Origin of the sequence: Streptomyces sp. NPDC048416 (assembly GCF_043200435.1) — a bacterium.
GTDB lineage: Bacteria > Actinomycetota > Actinomycetes > Streptomycetales > Streptomycetaceae > Streptomyces.
The window spans coordinates 382,762-398,751 of the sequence record NZ_JBICXU010000002.1 but is presented as its reverse complement, the minus strand read 5'-3'; the positions used below and the strand labels follow the sequence as shown (position 1 = coordinate 398,751).

The 15,990-nt window shown below is 70.9% G+C and carries 13 protein-coding genes and 2 tRNA genes; 4 read left to right on the top strand and 11 right to left on the bottom strand.

Going from position 1 to position 15,990, the window contains the following annotated elements; all coding sequences use genetic code 11:
* Window positions 1-79: 79 nt before the first annotated feature.
* A complete protein-coding gene (locus ACGFW5_RS04570) occupies window positions 80-496 on the top strand; it encodes a Fur family transcriptional regulator (protein ID WP_393832680.1) in 417 nt (138 codons plus the stop codon).
* Between the two features lie 322 nt (window positions 497-818).
* On the opposite strand, the gene ACGFW5_RS04565 is transcribed toward ACGFW5_RS04570, so the two are convergent.
* The 4 genes from ACGFW5_RS04565 to ACGFW5_RS04550 form a co-directional block, all read right to left on the bottom strand.
* Window positions 819-892, bottom strand: a tRNA-Met gene (locus ACGFW5_RS04565).
* A 78-nt stretch (window positions 893-970) separates the two neighbouring features.
* Window positions 971-2,803: a sel1 repeat family protein gene (locus ACGFW5_RS04560; protein WP_393832679.1), complete on the bottom strand. Its 1,833-nt coding sequence runs from the start codon at window positions 2,801-2,803 to the stop codon at window positions 971-973.
* 241 nt (window positions 2,804-3,044) lie between these two features.
* Window positions 3,045-3,118: transfer RNA gene (locus ACGFW5_RS04555), tRNA-Met, on the bottom strand.
* 87 nt (window positions 3,119-3,205) lie between these two features.
* Complete coding sequence (locus ACGFW5_RS04550) at window positions 3,206-6,094, bottom strand: UPF0182 family protein (protein ID WP_393832735.1); 2,889 nt, start codon at window positions 6,092-6,094, stop codon at window positions 3,206-3,208.
* 135 nt (window positions 6,095-6,229) lie between these two features.
* On the opposite strand from ACGFW5_RS04550, the gene ACGFW5_RS04545 reads away from it, so the two are divergent.
* Window positions 6,230-6,775: a PPA1309 family protein gene (locus tag ACGFW5_RS04545; protein WP_393832678.1), complete on the top strand. Its 546-nt coding sequence runs from the start codon at window positions 6,230-6,232 to the stop codon at window positions 6,773-6,775.
* A gap of 169 nt (window positions 6,776-6,944) precedes the next feature.
* Here the strand turns inward: ACGFW5_RS04545 and ACGFW5_RS04540 are convergent, their stop codons facing one another.
* The 4 genes from ACGFW5_RS04540 to ACGFW5_RS04525 all read right to left on the bottom strand — a co-directional run bounded on the left by ACGFW5_RS04540 (window position 6,945) and on the right by ACGFW5_RS04525 (window position 10,382).
* On the bottom strand, window positions 6,945-8,033 hold the full coding sequence (locus ACGFW5_RS04540; RefSeq protein WP_393832677.1) for a PDZ domain-containing protein: 1,089 nt from the start codon (window positions 8,031-8,033) through the stop codon (window positions 6,945-6,947).
* Between the two features lie 224 nt (window positions 8,034-8,257).
* Complete coding sequence (locus ACGFW5_RS04535) at window positions 8,258-8,428, bottom strand: hypothetical protein (protein ID WP_393832676.1); 171 nt, start codon at window positions 8,426-8,428, stop codon at window positions 8,258-8,260.
* A 262-nt stretch (window positions 8,429-8,690) separates the two neighbouring features.
* A complete protein-coding gene (locus ACGFW5_RS04530; RefSeq protein ID WP_393832675.1) occupies window positions 8,691-9,152 on the bottom strand; it encodes a molybdenum cofactor biosynthesis protein MoaE in 462 nt (153 codons plus the stop codon).
* 123 nt (window positions 9,153-9,275) lie between these two features.
* The gene (locus tag ACGFW5_RS04525; protein ID WP_393832674.1) at window positions 9,276-10,382 is read right to left on the bottom strand and encodes an SDR family oxidoreductase; all 1,107 of its coding nucleotides are present in this window, start codon (window positions 10,380-10,382) and stop codon (window positions 9,276-9,278) included.
* Between the two features lie 189 nt (window positions 10,383-10,571).
* On the opposite strand from ACGFW5_RS04525, the gene ACGFW5_RS04520 reads away from it, so the two are divergent.
* The gene (locus tag ACGFW5_RS04520; RefSeq protein WP_393832673.1) at window positions 10,572-12,074 is read left to right on the top strand and encodes a zinc-dependent metalloprotease; all 1,503 of its coding nucleotides are present in this window, start codon (window positions 10,572-10,574) and stop codon (window positions 12,072-12,074) included.
* The gene (locus tag ACGFW5_RS04515; RefSeq protein ID WP_393832672.1) at window positions 12,071-12,592 is read left to right on the top strand and encodes an NUDIX hydrolase; all 522 of its coding nucleotides are present in this window, start codon (window positions 12,071-12,073) and stop codon (window positions 12,590-12,592) included. The genes ACGFW5_RS04520 and ACGFW5_RS04515 overlap by 4 nt, the downstream gene beginning before the upstream one ends.
* Window positions 12,593-12,747: 155 nt before the next feature.
* Here ACGFW5_RS04515 and ACGFW5_RS04510 read toward each other — a convergent pair whose 3' ends face one another.
* The 3 genes from ACGFW5_RS04510 to ACGFW5_RS04500 are packed head-to-tail and all read right to left on the bottom strand — an operon-like array spanning window position 12,748 to window position 15,959.
* On the bottom strand, window positions 12,748-13,503 hold the full coding sequence (locus tag ACGFW5_RS04510) for an AIM24 family protein (RefSeq protein ID WP_393832671.1): 756 nt from the start codon (window positions 13,501-13,503) through the stop codon (window positions 12,748-12,750).
* A 15-nt stretch (window positions 13,504-13,518) separates the two neighbouring features.
* Complete coding sequence (locus ACGFW5_RS04505) at window positions 13,519-14,199, bottom strand: AIM24 family protein (protein ID WP_393832670.1); 681 nt, start codon at window positions 14,197-14,199, stop codon at window positions 13,519-13,521.
* Window positions 14,200-14,213: 14 nt separating this feature from the next.
* Complete coding sequence (locus ACGFW5_RS04500) at window positions 14,214-15,959, bottom strand: TerD family protein (protein WP_393832669.1); 1,746 nt, start codon at window positions 15,957-15,959, stop codon at window positions 14,214-14,216.
* Between the last annotated feature and the right edge of the window lie 31 nt (window positions 15,960-15,990).

Below are 15,990 nucleotides of genomic sequence, written 5' to 3'. Positions count from 1 at the left end.
GGACATTGTCTAAGTCAAGCAGAGATCCAAATCCACACCTGTTCGGAACTGGACCCTCTCCCCTGTTAGGCTGATGCTCATGAGTGACCTGTTGGAGCGACTGCGCGGCCGCGGCTGGCGCATGACCGCGCAGCGGCGCGTCGTGGCCGAGGTGCTCGACGGCGACCACGTCCATCTGACGGCTGACGAGGTGCACGCCCGCGCGGCGGAGCGACTGCCCGAGATCTCCCGGGCGACGGTCTACAACACGCTGGGCGAGCTGGTGACGCTCGGCGAGATCATCGAGGTCTCCACCGACCGCCGCGCCAAGCGGTACGACCCGAACGCGCACCGGCCCCATCAGCACCTGGTGTGCGCCCAGTGCGGCGCGATCCGCGACGTCCACCCGCAGGGCAACCCGCTGGCGGACCTCCCCGACACCGAGCGCTTCGGCTTCACGATCGCGGCCGTCGAGGTCACGTACCGGGGCACCTGCCCCAACTGCGCCGCGGCCTGACGGCGAGCGCCACAGTCTGACGGCGAGCGCCACGGTCCGACGGCGAGCGCCGCACCGGAACAGCGCCCTGAACTTGCCAGAACATGGCGGAGCCCTCCACCTCGCGAGTGGAGGGCTTCGCCATTTCTTGTGCGTGGGCCGGGGGCGGGGGCCAGTGGGTTGAGCCAGCGGCGGGGGCCAGTGGGTTGGGCCGCCTGTGCGAGACGCCCGCGCGTACCGGTCGCACGTACCAGTCGCACGTATCGGTCACGGCGCCGGTCGCGCCGGGGGCGCCAACGACTGAGGCCCGGATCCTCAAGGGATCCGGGCCTCAGTCTGCAAGTAGCGGGGACAGGATTTGAACCTGCGACCTCTGGGTTATGAGCCCAGCGAGCTACCGAGCTGCTCCACCCCGCGTCGGTGAATACGACCTTACGGGACACTGCCGACCAGCGCAAATCTGTTCCCCCGGGCCATCCGCAGGCCCGGCCCCCACTACGCCGTGAGCTCCTGGTGCAGCGCCTCGCGCAGGCGTGCCGCGCGCTCCGCGACCTCCGCGGGACCCAGCTCGACCGCCCGCGCGCACCAGCGCTGCCCCTCGCTCAGCTCGCCGTGCCGGGCGGCGAGCAGCGCGAGGCGCAGGGCGGCCCGGCCGTGTCCCGCGTGGGCGGCGCGGGTCCACCACAGGGCCGCCTCGCGCTCGCGGCCCTCGCGGGCCAGCAGCAGCCCGAGGTTGAAGGCACCGTTGCGGCTGCCCGCCTCGGCTGCCTCCCCGTACCAGCGTGCGGCCGCCTTCAGGTCGCCCCGGTCCGCCGCCAGCATGCCGACCCGGACCTGGGCGCGACGGTGTCCCTGCTGCGCGGCCCGCTCGTACCACTCCTCGCACTCGGTCTTCTCGGCCATCGGCTCGCCCAGCGCGGGCGGGCCGGGCGGCGGCTGGCGCGCGTCGAGAAGGGTGGCGAGCCGGAAGGCGGCCTCGGCGCTGCCGCCGCCCGCCGCGCACCGCAGATGACGCTCGGCGGCCTGCTCCTCGCCGTCCCGCAGCAGCGCGATGCCGACCTGGAGGGCGGCGTCGGTGTGCCCGGCGGCCGCGGCCCGCTCGTACCACTTCAGGGCCGTACGGTCGTCGTCGCGTCCGGCGAAGAGGATGCCGAGGTTGAAGGCGGCGTCCACGCTGCCGGCCTCGGCGGCCTTGGAGAACCAGGGCTCGGCGCCGGTCGGGTCGCCGGCCTGGAGCAGCAGGATGGCAAGCGCGTTGGCCGCCTCGCGGTGCCCGCTGTAGGCGGCCCTGCGGTACCACTGCTCGGCCTGCGCGGTGCGGTTCTGGGCGGCGCAGAGCAGCCCGAGGTTGTACGCCCCGTTCACGTCCCCGGCGTTCATCGCCTCCCGGTACCAGCGCTCGGCGGTCTGCTGTTCGCCGCGCGCGGCGTGCAGCGCGCCGAGCGCGTTGGCGGCGTTGCCGTCGCCGTCCTGGGCGGCGCGCAGCCACCACACGGCGGCGCTCTCCTCGTCACCCGCGTCACGCAGCAGGAAGCCGAGCGCGCAGGCGGCCTTGGCCTCGCCGTCCTTGGCGGACGTCAGGTACCAGCGGCCCGCCTCCCTGAGCTCGCCGCGCTTCTCCAGGATCGCGCCGAGGTGCAGCGCGGCCCGGCGGTGCCCTCGCGCGGCGGCCTGCCGGTACCACGGCTCAGCCTCGTCGAAGACCCCTTCACCCTCCGCCGTCGGCGCGACAGCGATGTCACCGGGCCCCTCGCCGCCGGCCTCCCCCTCGGCGCGCCGGTCGATGAGACGGGCCAGCCGGTAGGCGGCCTCCCGGTGGCCCTGCTCAGCGGCGGCCCGGAGCCAGCGCTCGGCGCCGACGTCGCTGCGGTGCTCCAGGAGGTCGGCGAGCGCGTAGGCGCCGAGCGCGTGGCCCTGCTCGGCGGACTGGCGCAGCCAGTACTCGGCGGCGGGTTCGTCGCCGCGCTCGCGGTAGTGGCGGCCCAGCGCGTGCGCTGCGGCGGCGGAGCCGGCGACGGCGGCGATGCGCCACCATCCGGCCGCCTCGTCCGCGTAGCCGCGCTGGTGGAGCAGGACACCCAGGTTGTTGGCGGCGGCCCGGTCGCCCTCGGCGGTGGCTCCGCGCAGGTAGGGCTCGGCGCTGTCGAGGTCGCCGCGGCGCAGCAGCAGGGAGCCGAGGACGCTCATGGACTCGGCGTCGCCGCCGTCGGCAGCACACCGGTGCCGCGCCTCGGTTTCGGCGTCGGCGGTGTCAGCGTCCTCATCGGAGCGTGTCTGCACAAACCGCCCTGTTTCCAACAGAGTTGCCCTGTCCCCCATAAATACCATCGTCGCACCACCCGCAACCCGCGTACACCTGGTATACCGCAGCCAGTGAGGTCACTTCAGCGTTTTGTCGACATGCCCACAGAGAGACACACCAAACCCCGTGTACCCCAACTCCCCCCGACAAGACCAGATTTCACGCCATAGGGTTCCAGCCACCGGCGGTCGGTTCTCTTCGATGGCACAGGGCCCGAACGCGACGAGGGCCCGGATCCTTGAAAGGATCCGGGCCCTCGTCAGTGAGTAGCGGGGACAGGATTTGAACCTGCGACCTCTGGGTTATGAGCCCAGCGAGCTACCGAGCTGCTCCACCCCGCGTCGGTAAACCCAACGCTACCACGGTGCGGGGTGGCCCCAGGACCGGAGCCGGCCAGGTTCCCCCAGGTCAGCTCCGGTCCGGCCGGGTCAGCTCGCGGGCTTGGCCGCCTTCGCCTCCGCGTCGGCCGCCTTCTGAAGGGCGTCCTGGAGCGCCTTCTGGCTGTCGCCGTACGCCTTCCAGTCGCCCTTGGCGAGCGCCTGCTGGCCGTCGTCGTACGCCTTCTGGGCGTCCTTGATGGCCTGGTCCACGGTGGCGTTGCCGGAACTCGGCGGGGTGGTGGGCGGCGTGGTGGTGGACGGCGGGTTCGTCGTGGACGGCGGCGTCGCCCCGTCGGCTCCGAAGGCCGCGCTCAGCGCGTCCGCCAGTGTGTTCCTGAAGACGGTCGTGTCTCCGTAGGAGACGCCGACCTTCTTCAGGAGCGGATAGTTGGCGCTGCCACCGCGTGCGTACACCGGCTCGATGTAGAGGAAGCCTCCGCCCAGCGGCACCGTCAGCAGGTTGCCGTAGTCGATCTCGGAGTCGGTGCCTCTCAGGTTCCGTACGAACTCGGCGACTTCGGGCAGGCCGTTCAGCTTGCTCTGCACCTGTTGCGGGCCCTGCACGTTGTCGGTGACGCGGAGCAGTCTGATCTTGCCGTAGTCCGGGCTCGCGGCATCGGCGTCGACCGCCATGAATCCGCCCAGGTTGGGCCGGCCGTTGGGTGTGAACGTCGTGGTCAGGGAGAACTTCTTGCCCTCGGACTCGGCGCCCGGCACCTTCATCGACAGGTAGTACGGCGGGACCGCGCTGCCATCCTTGTTGGTCGGGTCGTCCGGGACCTGCCAGGCGTCACTGCCGCTGTAGAACTGCGCGGGGTTGGTGACGTGGTAGCGGGTCAGGAGCTCGCGCTGGACCTTGAACATGTCCTGCGGGTAGCGCAGGTGGGCGCGCAGGTCCTCGGGGATCGCGGACTTCGCCTTCACCGTGCCCGGGAACGCCTTCATCCAGGTCTTGAGGACCGGGTCCTTGTCGTCCCACTGGTACAGCGTGACCGTGCCGTCGTACGCGTCGACGGTCGCCTTCACCGAGTTGCGGATGTAGTTGACCTGGTTCTGCTGGGCCACCACCGCGCGCTGGTTGTCGGTCAGCGAGTCCGTAGTGGTCTCGCCGAGCGTGGTGCGTGAGGCGTAGGGGTAGCCGTTGGTCGTCGTGTACGCGTCGACGACCCACTGGATGTGCTTGCCCACGACCGCCGGATAGGCGTCGCCGTCAATCGTCAGCCAGGGAGCGACCGCTTCGACGCGCTCCTTCGGGGTGCGGTTGTAGAGGATCTTGGATCCCTTGCCGATGGCACCCGAGTACAGGATCTGCGGCTCGTTGAAGGTGACGGCGTACGCGGCCCGGTTGAAGGGGTTGGACAGGCTCACGCCGCCCTTGCCCTCGAAGTTCGTGGTGACCTGGCCCTTGCCCTCGCTCTCGTAGTCGAGCTCCTTCTGGGGCCCGCCCACGATCGAGTACTGGTCGGTCTTCTCGCCGTAGTAGATGCGCTGCTGGTAGTCCGAGGGGAGCTGGCCGCTGGTGGGGAGCCCGGACTCGGTGAAGTCGGGCGCGCCGTTGACGTCCACGCTGGTGCCCTTGGCCGCGATCGCGCCGTAGCCGTGGGTGTAGGTGAAGTGGTCGTTGATCCAGTTGCGCTTGTCGATGCCCTTGAGGTCGAGCTCACGCAGACCGATGACGGTGTCCTGCTCCTTGCCGTCCTTGTCGTTGTAGCGGTCCACGTCCAGGGTCGAGGGGAACTGGTAGTACTTGCGCTCCTGCTGGAGCTGCTGGAACGCGGGTGAGACGACATTGGGGTCGATGAGGCGGTAGCTGGCCGCCGAGTCGGCGTCCGAGCGGAGCTTGGCGTTGTCCTTGGTGTCCGTCGTGCCCTTGTAGGGCGTCACATCCGCGTTGTCGATGCCGTACGCCTTGCGGGTGGCATCGATGTTCTTCTGGATGTACGGCGCTTCCTTGGCCTGCTCGTTGGGCTGGACCTGGAACTTCTGCACGATCGCCGGGTAGAGCCCGCCGATCAGGATCGCCGAGAGCACCATCAGGCCGAAGCCGATGACGGGCAGCTGCCACGTCCGGCGCCACAGGGTCGCGAAGAACAGCACCGCGCAGATGACCGCGATGCAGAACAGGATGGTCTTCGCCGGGAGATAGGCGTTGGCGTCGACGTAGCGAAGGCCCGTCCAGTTGTTGGTGGCCTTGAAGTCACTGGACTTGACCGCGAGCCCGTACCTGTCCAGCCAGTACGCCACGGCCTTCAGGAGCACGAAGACGCCCAGCAGCACCGAGAGGTGCCCGGTGGCCGCCCCCGTGGCGCGCGCGCCGGGGCTGGTGATGCGCAGGCCGCCGTACAGATAGTGCGTCAGGGCGGCCGCGATGAGCGACAGGACGGCGGCGGCGAAACCGAAGCCGAGCATGAAGCGGTACCAGGGCAGGTCGAAGGCGTAGAACGACACGTCCAGCTTGAACTGGGGGTCCTTCTGACCGAACGGCACCCCGTTGACCCACATCAGCCAGGTGCGCCACTGACCGGACGCGGAGGCACCGGCGATGAGCCCGATGATCGCGGCGACCCCGAGCAGCATCCACTTCTTGTACGGGGCGATGCCCATCCGGTAGCGGTCGAGGCTCTGCTGTTCGAGGGACATCGCGCTGAGCGGCGGCCGCAGCCGGTGCGCCAGCCAGATGTTCAGGCCGACGGCCACGGCCATCAGCAGCCCGAAGACGAAGAACAGCCCGATCTTCGTCCACAGCTGGGTGGTGAACACCGACGAGTAGTGGACCGAGCGGTACCAGAGCCAGTCGGTCCAGAACCCCGCGAACATGACGAAGGCCATGGCAAGCACGGCCAGAATGCCCAGTGTCATGAGCAGGGTCCGGACCCGGCGGGACGGCCGGCCGACTCTGATCCGTGGCCCGGACGGGCCTGAGCCGCGGTCCGGCATCTGGAAAGCCAACGTGCGCACCTCGAAGTTCGCTGTCGTATGGGCGGGCCCCGCGATCGTAGAGCCCACTCATGCAACTTACTGAGGCTTTACTCAGTTCCCGATCGGGGGGTGAAAGAGGGCAGGATGTTGTCCATGTCCAACGTTTCCCCCTCAGGCCCCCCGATGGCCGCGAGCCCGCTCACCCGCGCGGTGCTCGAAATCGACGAGTACGCATCCGGTCTGGGCTGGGACAAGCCGGCCCGTCTCTTCGCGCTGGTCGACACCGCGAAGCTCCGTGCCCAGGCGCCGAACCTGGTCTCCCCCGCCGACGACGCCCCGGTCTCCGGGCTGACCCCGATCGAGCAGGAGGAGATCCCTCGGAACAAGCCGCTGGACAAGTTCCTCGGCACCATCGCCTGGCCCGACTCGGTGGCCGGCTGCGCGCTCACGGTCGAGCGCCTGATGCTGCCGCCGTCCGCCGAGACCTCCGTGCCCGAAGGGCTCAGCGACAAGGAGCTCGCCAAGTGGGTGGCCACCCACCCCGACCGCCAGGAGGTGCGGATGACGGTGGCGGTGCTGCGCGGCGGCGCCCGCGAGTCCGCCATCCGGCTGCGCGAGAAGGACGCGGCCACGGAGGTCCTGACCGGCCCCGACCTGGTGCCGGGCCTCGCCGAGGCGCTGGCCGCGACCTTCGCCTGACGTACGTGCGGGGGGCGCCTGCGGCGTACCGGCGTACCGAGGGGCGTCTTCGCCGTACGGGCGTACGGGCGTACGGGGGGCCGCCTGCGCCGTACGGCCCGTCTCGGCCGTACCGGGGCGCGGCCTCAGCTCCGCAGGCGGGGGGCCCGCGGAGAAGGGGCGGCCCGGCTTACTTGGCCGAGCAGCTCGGCAGACCGGCCTTGTCCCCCGTGCGGATCTTGTCCAGCGCCTGGCGGGCGTCGTGGATGGTGTCGACCTTCACCAGGGTCAGGCCCGAGGGGATGTCGGCCGCAGCGGCGGCACAGTTGTCCTTGGGCGTCAGGAAGTAACGGGCGCCGGCCTTCCGCGCGCCGATGAGCTTCATCTCGATGCCGCCGATCGGGCCGACCTTCCCGGCGTCGTCGATCGTGCCGGTGCCCGCGACGAACTTCCCGCCGGTCAGGTCCTCCGGGGTCAGCTTGTCGACGATGCCGAGCGAGAACATGAGGCCCGCGCTGGGTCCGCCGACGTCGGCGAGCTTGATGTCGACGGTGAACGGGAACGCGTGGTCGGTGCCGGCCTGGATCCCGACGATCGCCCGGTCGCCGTCCGGCGCCTTCTCCGTGGTGAGGGTGACCTTCTCGCCGCCTTCGGGCTGCTTGCCCTTCTTCTTGGCGGCGTCGGCCTCCTTGGCGGAGACGATCGTGAAGACCACGTTCTGGCCGGGCTTGTGCTTGGTGACGAGCGTCGCGACGTCGGCCGGCTTGGTGACCTGCGTGCCGTCGACGGCCTGAATGGCGTCACCGGCGTGCAACTTGCCCTCGGCCGGAGTGCCCTTGACCACCGAGGAGACGATCACCCAGCTCTTCACGGGGATGTTCAGCTCGTTCAGGGCCGCCACCTTGGCGCTCTCCTGGGACTGGCTGAACTCCTCGGCGTTCTCCTGGTTGGACTGCTCGTCGGTCTTGCCGTCCGGGTAGAGCGTGTCGTGCGGAACGACCACGTTGTCGTGCGCAAGCCAGCCGTAGACCGCCTCGACCAGGTTCATGCGGTAGTCCGCACCGGTGACCCGGACGGTCGTCATGTTGAGGTGCCCGGTCGTCTGGTACGTCTTGCGGCCGGTGATCTGCAGCACCGGCTCGCCGCCGGAGTCTCCGAGCGTGTTCACGGTGGGCCCGGGGGACATCTCGGCGTACGGCACTTTGATGAGTACCCCGGCGCAGAGCAGCGCGATCAGCACGAGGGTGGAGGCGAGCATCGTCGCGGTGCGGCGTGGCATGGAACGACAGTACGGGACCGGTCTGTGCGCCCACCCCTGGGGCCGGTCCGTACGGGGTCCGTCGCGGACGGCGTACGAGCGAACGGCGGTGCGGGGTGCGGGTGGTGCGGGCCGGGTCGGCGGCGTACGGGGTGCCGGGGGCGAGGGCGTGTGCGCCGGCCGGGCGCCGGATCATGTGCCGTGGCCGGATGCCGCGGGGCCGGGCCGGGTCGAGCGGCGGGCTCTCAGGCGGCGTCGGTTCCGGAGTGCGATTTCTCCATCGCTTCACGGAACCGGCTGTAGCCGGCGAGTTCGGACACGTCGCCGATCGTGCGGTTGCGGGCTATCCAGCGCGCCCATATCGCCGCACCGAAAGCGGCGAAGAGCGGTATCAGCAACCAGACAAGTGCAGCCATTTCGACCTCCGTCCCCGATGAGCCGCGACTGACGGATCAGCAGACCAGTCGTCCGCGGTTCAACGCTGGTGCCCCGGGAGCGGTTACGCAAATCGGGGCGCGTGACACCCGACGGGGTTTCAGATGCGGGACCCCTCCAAGGAGGCGCTACGCCACCACCCCTCAACGAGGCGCTACGCGCCCACCCGACCACCACCCCCCACAGAGGCGCTACGCGCCCACCCTCCCACCCGTCGCCCGACCACCGCCCCCCAACGAGGCGCTACGCGCCCACCCACTCTTCTGTGCCGTCCGAGAACTGCTGGTGTTTCCAGATCGGGACCTCGTGCTTGAGGGCGTCGATCAGTTGGCGGCAGGCCTCGAAGGCCTCTCCGCGATGCGGGCAGGACACCGCCACGACCACCGCGATGTCGCCGACCTCAAGTTCGCCCACACGGTGGACGGCCGCCAGCGCGCGGACCGGGTACTCCGCGATCACCTTCTCGGCGATCCGGCGCATCTCCGCCTCCGCGGACGGGTGACAGGAGTACCCCAGCCTGTCGACGTCCGCGCCGCCGTCGTGATTGCGCACGGTGCCGACGAAGAGCGTGGTGCCGCCCGCCGCCGAGTCGCCCGCGGCGGCGAAGACCTCGTCCACGGACAGCGGGGTGTCACGGATCGCGAGGAGCCGGATGGGGTCCTGCGCCGGCTGCTCGCCGGGGTGCTCGGGGTACGTGCGTGCCATGGTTCCATCGTGCCGCACCCCACCGACATCCCGAAATAGCTCTTTCACCCGGGTGCCGCGATCGTCCGTAGGAGGGTCCTACAGCTCGTGGCGGGCGTCCTGGGAGCTCAGCGGCGGCGCGTCCTACAGCCCCCGGCGTTTGCGGGCCCTGCGCACCACGGCGGCGGCGCCGAGCAGCGCGACGGTCGCACCCGCGGCCCCGGCGGCGGTGGCGTCCTTGCGGCCGAGCCTGCGTCCCGCCACGGTGTGCCGGCCCGCGACCTCCTCCAGGAGCTCGGCGAGGACTTCCTCGTTGGTCCACTGCGGCCGCCAGCCGGCGTCGTGCAGCCGTCCGACGCTGACCACCCACGGGTGCATCGTGTACGCGAGATCGCCGGCGGGCGAGGGGGTGAGCCCGATCCGGTGCAGCCTCGCCGCCGCGCCGAGCGCCACCGCGGAGGGCAGCTCCATGCGGCGGATCCCGCTCAGCTCCTCGACCTCCTCCTGTTCAAGCCAGCCGTCGCAACCGACCGCGAACTCGCCGTCGGCCTTCTCCAGAGCCGCGTACTCCAAGGCGCTGCACAGGTCCTCGACGTGGCAGAACTGCCAGGTGGGCCGGGAACCGGCGACGACCAGGAGGCGCGGCGACTCGAAGTAGCGGGTCAGCGCGGTGTCGGTGCCGCCCACCAGGACGGCGGGCCTGACCACCGTCACGTTCAGGCCGGGATGGGCGCGCGGGGCCCGCCGTCCCAGGCGCTCGATCTCCAGGAGGTCGCCGACGCCCGTCGCCTCGGCCGTGGCCCGCAGCTCGGCGTCCTCGGAGAGCGGGATGTCGTTGTCGGGCAGCGCCCCGTAGACCATCGCGGAGGTGCACAAAACCACCCGGTGCACCCCTGCGGCGGCCGCCGCGGTCAGGACGGTCTGGGTGCCGCGCACGTTGTACGCGGTGCGCGCCGCCGCGTCCGTCTCCAGGTCGAGGTCGAGCGCCAGGTGCACCACGACGTCGGCGCCCCGCAGTTTCTCCGCGATCGCCGGGTCCCGTACGTCCAGGATGTGCCAGGTGGCTTCCGAGGTATCGCCACGGCGCTCGTCGATGGCGACGACCTGCTTGACCTCCTCGGACGCGGCGAGCCTGGCGGTCAGGAGCGCGCCGATCCCGGACGCCGCACCGGTCACGGCGACGACGGGACCGCGCGATGTCGAGGTTGAGAGGTTTCGCGCTGCGCGAACCTGCGGATCTGGGGAACTCACCGGGCGTCTCCAGCGGTTGTCTTCAGTACGTACGTTAATGACGCGTACGTACCAGGTGGCGTCCATCCTGCCGCAGGCCGCGAGGCGGCGGAGCACCGAGCCCCCATCCCGCTCGGATGTCTACGCTGGTGGTGTTGTGGGCCAGCCGCCGCCGGCAGGAGCCGGCGGCCTAACGAGCCGAGGAAACCCGTGAGTGACACCCCATTCGGATTCGGCCTTCCGCCGGAGGAGCCGGACAACGGCGACGGCAAGAAGAAGGACCCTGCCGGAGGCGGTCAGGGTGCCGGTGGCCAGGGCGGCAATCCCCTCGGCTTCGGCGGCCCGGGCGGCGCGGACAATCCGTTCGCCGCGATGTTCGGTTCGATGAACCCGAACGATTTGGGCGCCGCCTTCCAGCAGCTCGGGCAGATGCTCAGCTACGAGGGCGGTCCCGTGAACTGGGACATGGCCAAGCAGATCGCCCGCCAGACGGTCGCCCAGGGCACGGCGGACGGCACGAAGGACGCGAGCGTCGGCCCCGCCGAGCGCGCCGCGGTCCAGGAGGCCGTGCGCCTGGCCGACCTGTGGCTGGACGACGCGACGTCGCTGCCCTCGGGATCCACCACCGCCGTGGCGTGGAGCCGCGCGGAGTGGGTCGAGGCGACCCAGCCGGCCTGGAAGGAACTGGTCGATCCCGTCGCCGAGCGCGTGGGCGCGGCCATGGGCGGCGTGCTGCCCGAGGAGATGCAGGCCATGGCGGGCCCGCTGATCGGCATGATGCGCTCCATGGGCGGCGCCATGTTCGGCCAGCAGATCGGGCAGGCCATCGGTGTGCTCGCGGGCGAGGTCGTCGGCTCCACCGACATCGGGCTGCCGCTGGGCCCGGCGGGCAAGGCCGCGCTGCTTCCGCTGAACATCAAGGCCTTCGGCAAGGACCTGGGCGTCCCCGAGGACGAGATCCGGCTCTACCTGGCGCTGCGCGAGGCCGCTCACCAGCGGCTCTTCGCCCATGTGCCGTGGCTGCGCTCGCATCTGTTCGGTGCGGTCGAGGGCTATGCGCGCGGCATCACGGTCGACACGGCGAAGCTGGAGGACGCCGTGGGCGGGCTCGACGTGTCCAACCCCGAGCAGCTTCAGGAGGCGCTGCAGCAGGGTCTGTTCCAGCCCGAGGACACCCCGCAGCAGAAGGCCGCCCTGGCCCGCCTGGAGACGGCGCTCGCGCTGGTGGAGGGCTGGGTCGACGCGGTGGTCCACGCGGCCGCCAAGCCGCGCCTCACCTCGGCCGACGCGCTGCGCGAGATGCTGCGCAGGCGCCGGGCGACCGGTGGCCCCGCCGAGCAGACCTTCGCCACCCTGATCGGCCTTGAGCTGCGGCCGCGCCGGCTGCGCGACGCCTCGCGCCTGTGGGCCTCGCTCACCGACGCGCGCGGTGTGGACGGCCGGGACGACCTGTGGGAGCACCCGGACATGCTGCCGACCGCGACCGACCTGGACGACCCGGACGGTTTCGTGCACCGCGAGCACCTCGACTTCTCGGAGCTGGACAAGATGCTGGGCGAGGCCGCCGAGCAGAACGGGCCCTCCCTGAAGAAGCGCGAGGACAAGGGCGCGGCGAAGGACGAGGACAAGGGCGATCCGAAGAACGAGCCGAAGAACGAGCCGAAGGACGACAAGGGCGACGAGAGCGGCGCAGAGGGCGAGTCCGGCACGTGAGCCTGCATGACGACGCGGTCCTCGTGCTGAAGGCGTACGAGGACCAGCCCGAGCTGCGCCAGACCTACCTGGACCATCTGTCGGCGCACCCCGACGGCATGTGGAAGGCCTGCGAGGCGGGTCACCTCACGGCGAGCGCGCTCGTCATCGACCCGGAGCGGGGCCGTGTCCTGCTCACCCTCCACAAGAAGCTGAACATGTGGCTCCAGATGGGCGGCCACTGCGAACCGGGCGATGCCACGGTGGCGGCCGCCGCGCTGCGCGAGGCCGAGGAGGAGTCCGGTGTCGCCGGTCTCACCCTGCTTCCCGGCGGCCCGGTCCGGCTCGACCGGCATCCGATTCCGGCGCCCTGCCACTGGCACCTGGACGTGCAGTATGCGGCGCTGGCCCCGGCCGGCGCCGTCGAGGCGATCAGCGACGAATCGCTGGACCTGCGCTGGTTCGGCTACGACGAGGTGGCCGGGGTGGCCGACACCTCGGTGGTCAACCTGCTGGAAGCGAGCCGCGCGCGGCTGTAGCCGGAGGCGTCAGTGTCCGGACGGGGCAGTGTCCGGCACCCCGGCGCGGCTCAACCGCCGTACAGGTAAGGGGCGTTCGCCATGGCGAGCGCCCCTTACCGCGCCTTGGCCCCGCCGTGGGGCGGCACCCCCGGCCATGATCCACCAGACACCCCCTAGCTCCAGGCGTTGCCCTGGTTCTGCGCGTGGGCGCCCTGCTGGCCCATGCCGTACTGGGCCCGCAGGCCCTGGCCGATCACCGCGTTCTGCGGTGGCAGCACCTCGCTCGGCTGGACGAGGGCGAAGCCCTGGCCGAGGAAGCTCAGCTCCCATCCCTCACCGGTGTTGCCGCGGCGCCGCCAGACGCCGGTGGAGTGCGTCTGGGCCTGCATCTGGACGCGCAGCGACGTCGACCAGGCCACGATCGCGTCCGCGTCCGCGTTGACGTACTTGTCGGGTGTGACCTGGAGCACCAGCGGTTGGCCCGACGTCATCAGGACGACCTGGCCGGTGCCGGTGATGTTGAGCTGGTACTTGCCGGTCCCCGAGACGCCGTACTGGCTGTCCACGGCGATGACTTCGTGGTGCAGCGAGGAGTCCATCGCGAGGACGTAACCGCTGTCGACGGTCAGTCCGTCCCGGTCGACGTCCACGACGTGCACGTGCTGGGCCAGGTTGGCCAGGTAGACCGTGCCCTGCCCCGAGACGCGCATCAGGTCGAGCCCTTCGCCGGTGCGGGCGCGGGCGTTCTGCCGGCCGCTCGACTGGTACTCGCCGTCGAACTCCAGGAGCCCCTGGTAGGCGACCATCGACCCCTTGCGGGCCACGAGGTCGTCGTGGCCGGTGAGCACGGCGCGCAGCAGCTGCGGGTTCTGCGCCGTGTAGCGCTCCTGGGACTGCTGCTCGGTGTAGCTGAAAAGCGGGCTCTGCATGATGTCTTGCTCCCCTCAGCCCCGGGCCCGCAGGCGGTCCGTGCTGTCCTCACTCGGCTGTACGACGACGATGCCCTTGCCCGAGAAGGCCATCTGGTACGCCTCTCCGCTGCCCCGGCCGATCAGCGAGGACGCCTTGAAGCTGCGCTTGCCCTTCACCTTCAGGTTCGGTGACCAGGCGACCAGGGCGTCCGGGTCGACGTACGTCTCGTCCTCCCCGCTGCCGCAGTCCACGACGACCGGGGTGCCGCGCGAGGTCAGGGCGACCCAGCCGGTGCCGGAGATCTTCACATTGAACAGGCCCTGGCCTGCGAACTTGGCGAGCCCCTTGACCCGTTCGACGCCCCACTGGAGGCTCGCGTCGAAGGCGAGCACATTGGTGCCGTTGACGGAGAGCGCGTCGTTGTTGAGGTTGACGATCACGACGTTGGCACCGTAGTCGGCGAGGTAGAGCAGCCCGTCGCCGGTGCACTTCATGAGGGGCGCGCCCTCGCCGGTGATCCAGTCCCGTGCGATCTGGCGCACGGCGGGCGGGTTGGGCTCGTACTGGATGAAGCCCTCGTACGCCACCATCGAGCCGACCCGCGCGAACAGGTCCTGGCCGGTGGCCATGGCCACCTTGAGCATGGCGCTGCCGTGGTTCTCCATCCGGGCCGTGACGGGGGTGGGGGCATGGCCCGCGAGTTGCTGGTTCATTTCTTCGGGCTCCCTCAGACCTCGTACGGCTGGACGACGATGAAGTTGCCGGGGGCGCCCCGGAACTGGAGATTGACGGACTCGCCGCTGTGGCCCGGATAGGCGTTGCGGCGCAGCCGGACCTGACTGGAGACGATCACCTGGGACGCGGCGGACCAGGCGACGATCGCGTCGCTGTCGGCGAACGTCGTCGGGGTGACCGGCAGCACCACGGGGGTGCCCTGGGTCATCACGACGACGGTGCCGGTGCCCTGGAACAGCATGGTGAACAGGGCGCCGCCCGGAATGCCGTGACCCTCGATGCGGCGGACCTCGTACTGAAGCGACTCGTCGAAGGCCAGGACGTGCTCGGCGGAGACGCAGATGCCGTCGCCCTGGAGCTCGATGGGGTGCAGATGGGCGCTGTTCTCGGCGAGGAAGACCTGGCCGCGGCCGCTGCACCGCATCAACTGCATTTCCTGGCCGGTCGCGTTGCCGACGATCCGGCCGGCGAAACCGGCTCCCTTGTACCCGAAGTCGACCTTGCCCTGGTACATGACCATGCTGCCCTGGCGGGCGAGGACGGGCTGGCCGCCGGCCCCGAGGTCGACCCGGACCAGCTGCTTGTTCTGCGCGGTCCACCGCTGTCCGGTGGGCACTTCCTTGTACGCCTGGATGGCGGCGTGGAGACCGCCACCGCCCTGGGGCGCGCCCTGCGGCCGGCCATAGGGCGCGGGCTGACCGTAAGGCGCGGGCTGACCGTAAGGCGCGGGCTGACCGTAGGGCGCGGGCTGACCATAGGCAGCGGGCTGGCCGTACGGGGCGCCCGGCGGTGGCGTCTGACCCGGGATGTGGCCGGGGCCCTGCCCGAACTGCGGCTGCTGCGGCGGCTGTCCGTAGGCGGGCTGTTGCGGCTGGCCGTACGGCGCCGGCGCGGGCGGCGGCACGGTGCCGGGCACCAGATGCATCGGCGCGGCGATGGTCGGCGCCGCGTGGATCTGCGGGCTCGGCGCCGGAGCCGGGGGCGGCGTGGAGCCCTGGGGCGGCGGCGCGTAGTGCTGCGGGGCGGCCGGGGCGGGTGCGGGCGCCGGCACGGGCGCGGGCGCGCTGAAGGAGGGGGCGGGCTGCGGGGCCTGCGCCGGACCGCCGAACTGCGGGGCGGGCGCGCCGGACTGGGGCGGCGGCGCGAAGCCGGGGGCGGCCCCCTGCGGCTGCGGCTGCTGTGGCTGCTGGGGCGCGGCGGCGGGCTCCTCTTCCAGAACCTCCCCGCCGAAGTTCTTCAGGAGGGCTTCGAGGCCCCCGTCGAAGCCCTGCCCGACCGCGGCGAAGCGCCACACGTCCTTGAGGTAGAAGTCGCCGAGCATGACGGCGCGCTCGGTGCTGAACTCCGCGCCCGTGAACGCGTACCGCACCACTTCCGCACCGCCGGCGACCACCCGGATGTAGCCCGGGCCCACCTGTGACATCTGGCCCGCGCCGTCGAGCGTCGCGGTGAAGGACAGCCGGTGGACGGTCGGCGGGACGCGGTCCAGGGTGACGCGGAACGACTCGGTGTCACCGGACTGGGCACCGAGGAGCTGGATCGACCCCTCGGGAGACTGCGGCTGGTTGAAGAAGACGAAGTAACGGTCGTCGGACAGCTGCTCCTGGGCGTCGAGCCCGAAGCAGCTGATGTCGAAGGTCAGCCCTGGACCGCCGATCTGTACACCCACGTACAGATCCGTCCCTGCGGTGAGATCACTGACCTTGGCCTTGTGGCCGCGCTGGAATTCCCTGGCCATGCGTACCGACCGTCCCCCATCCCGAGGTGAT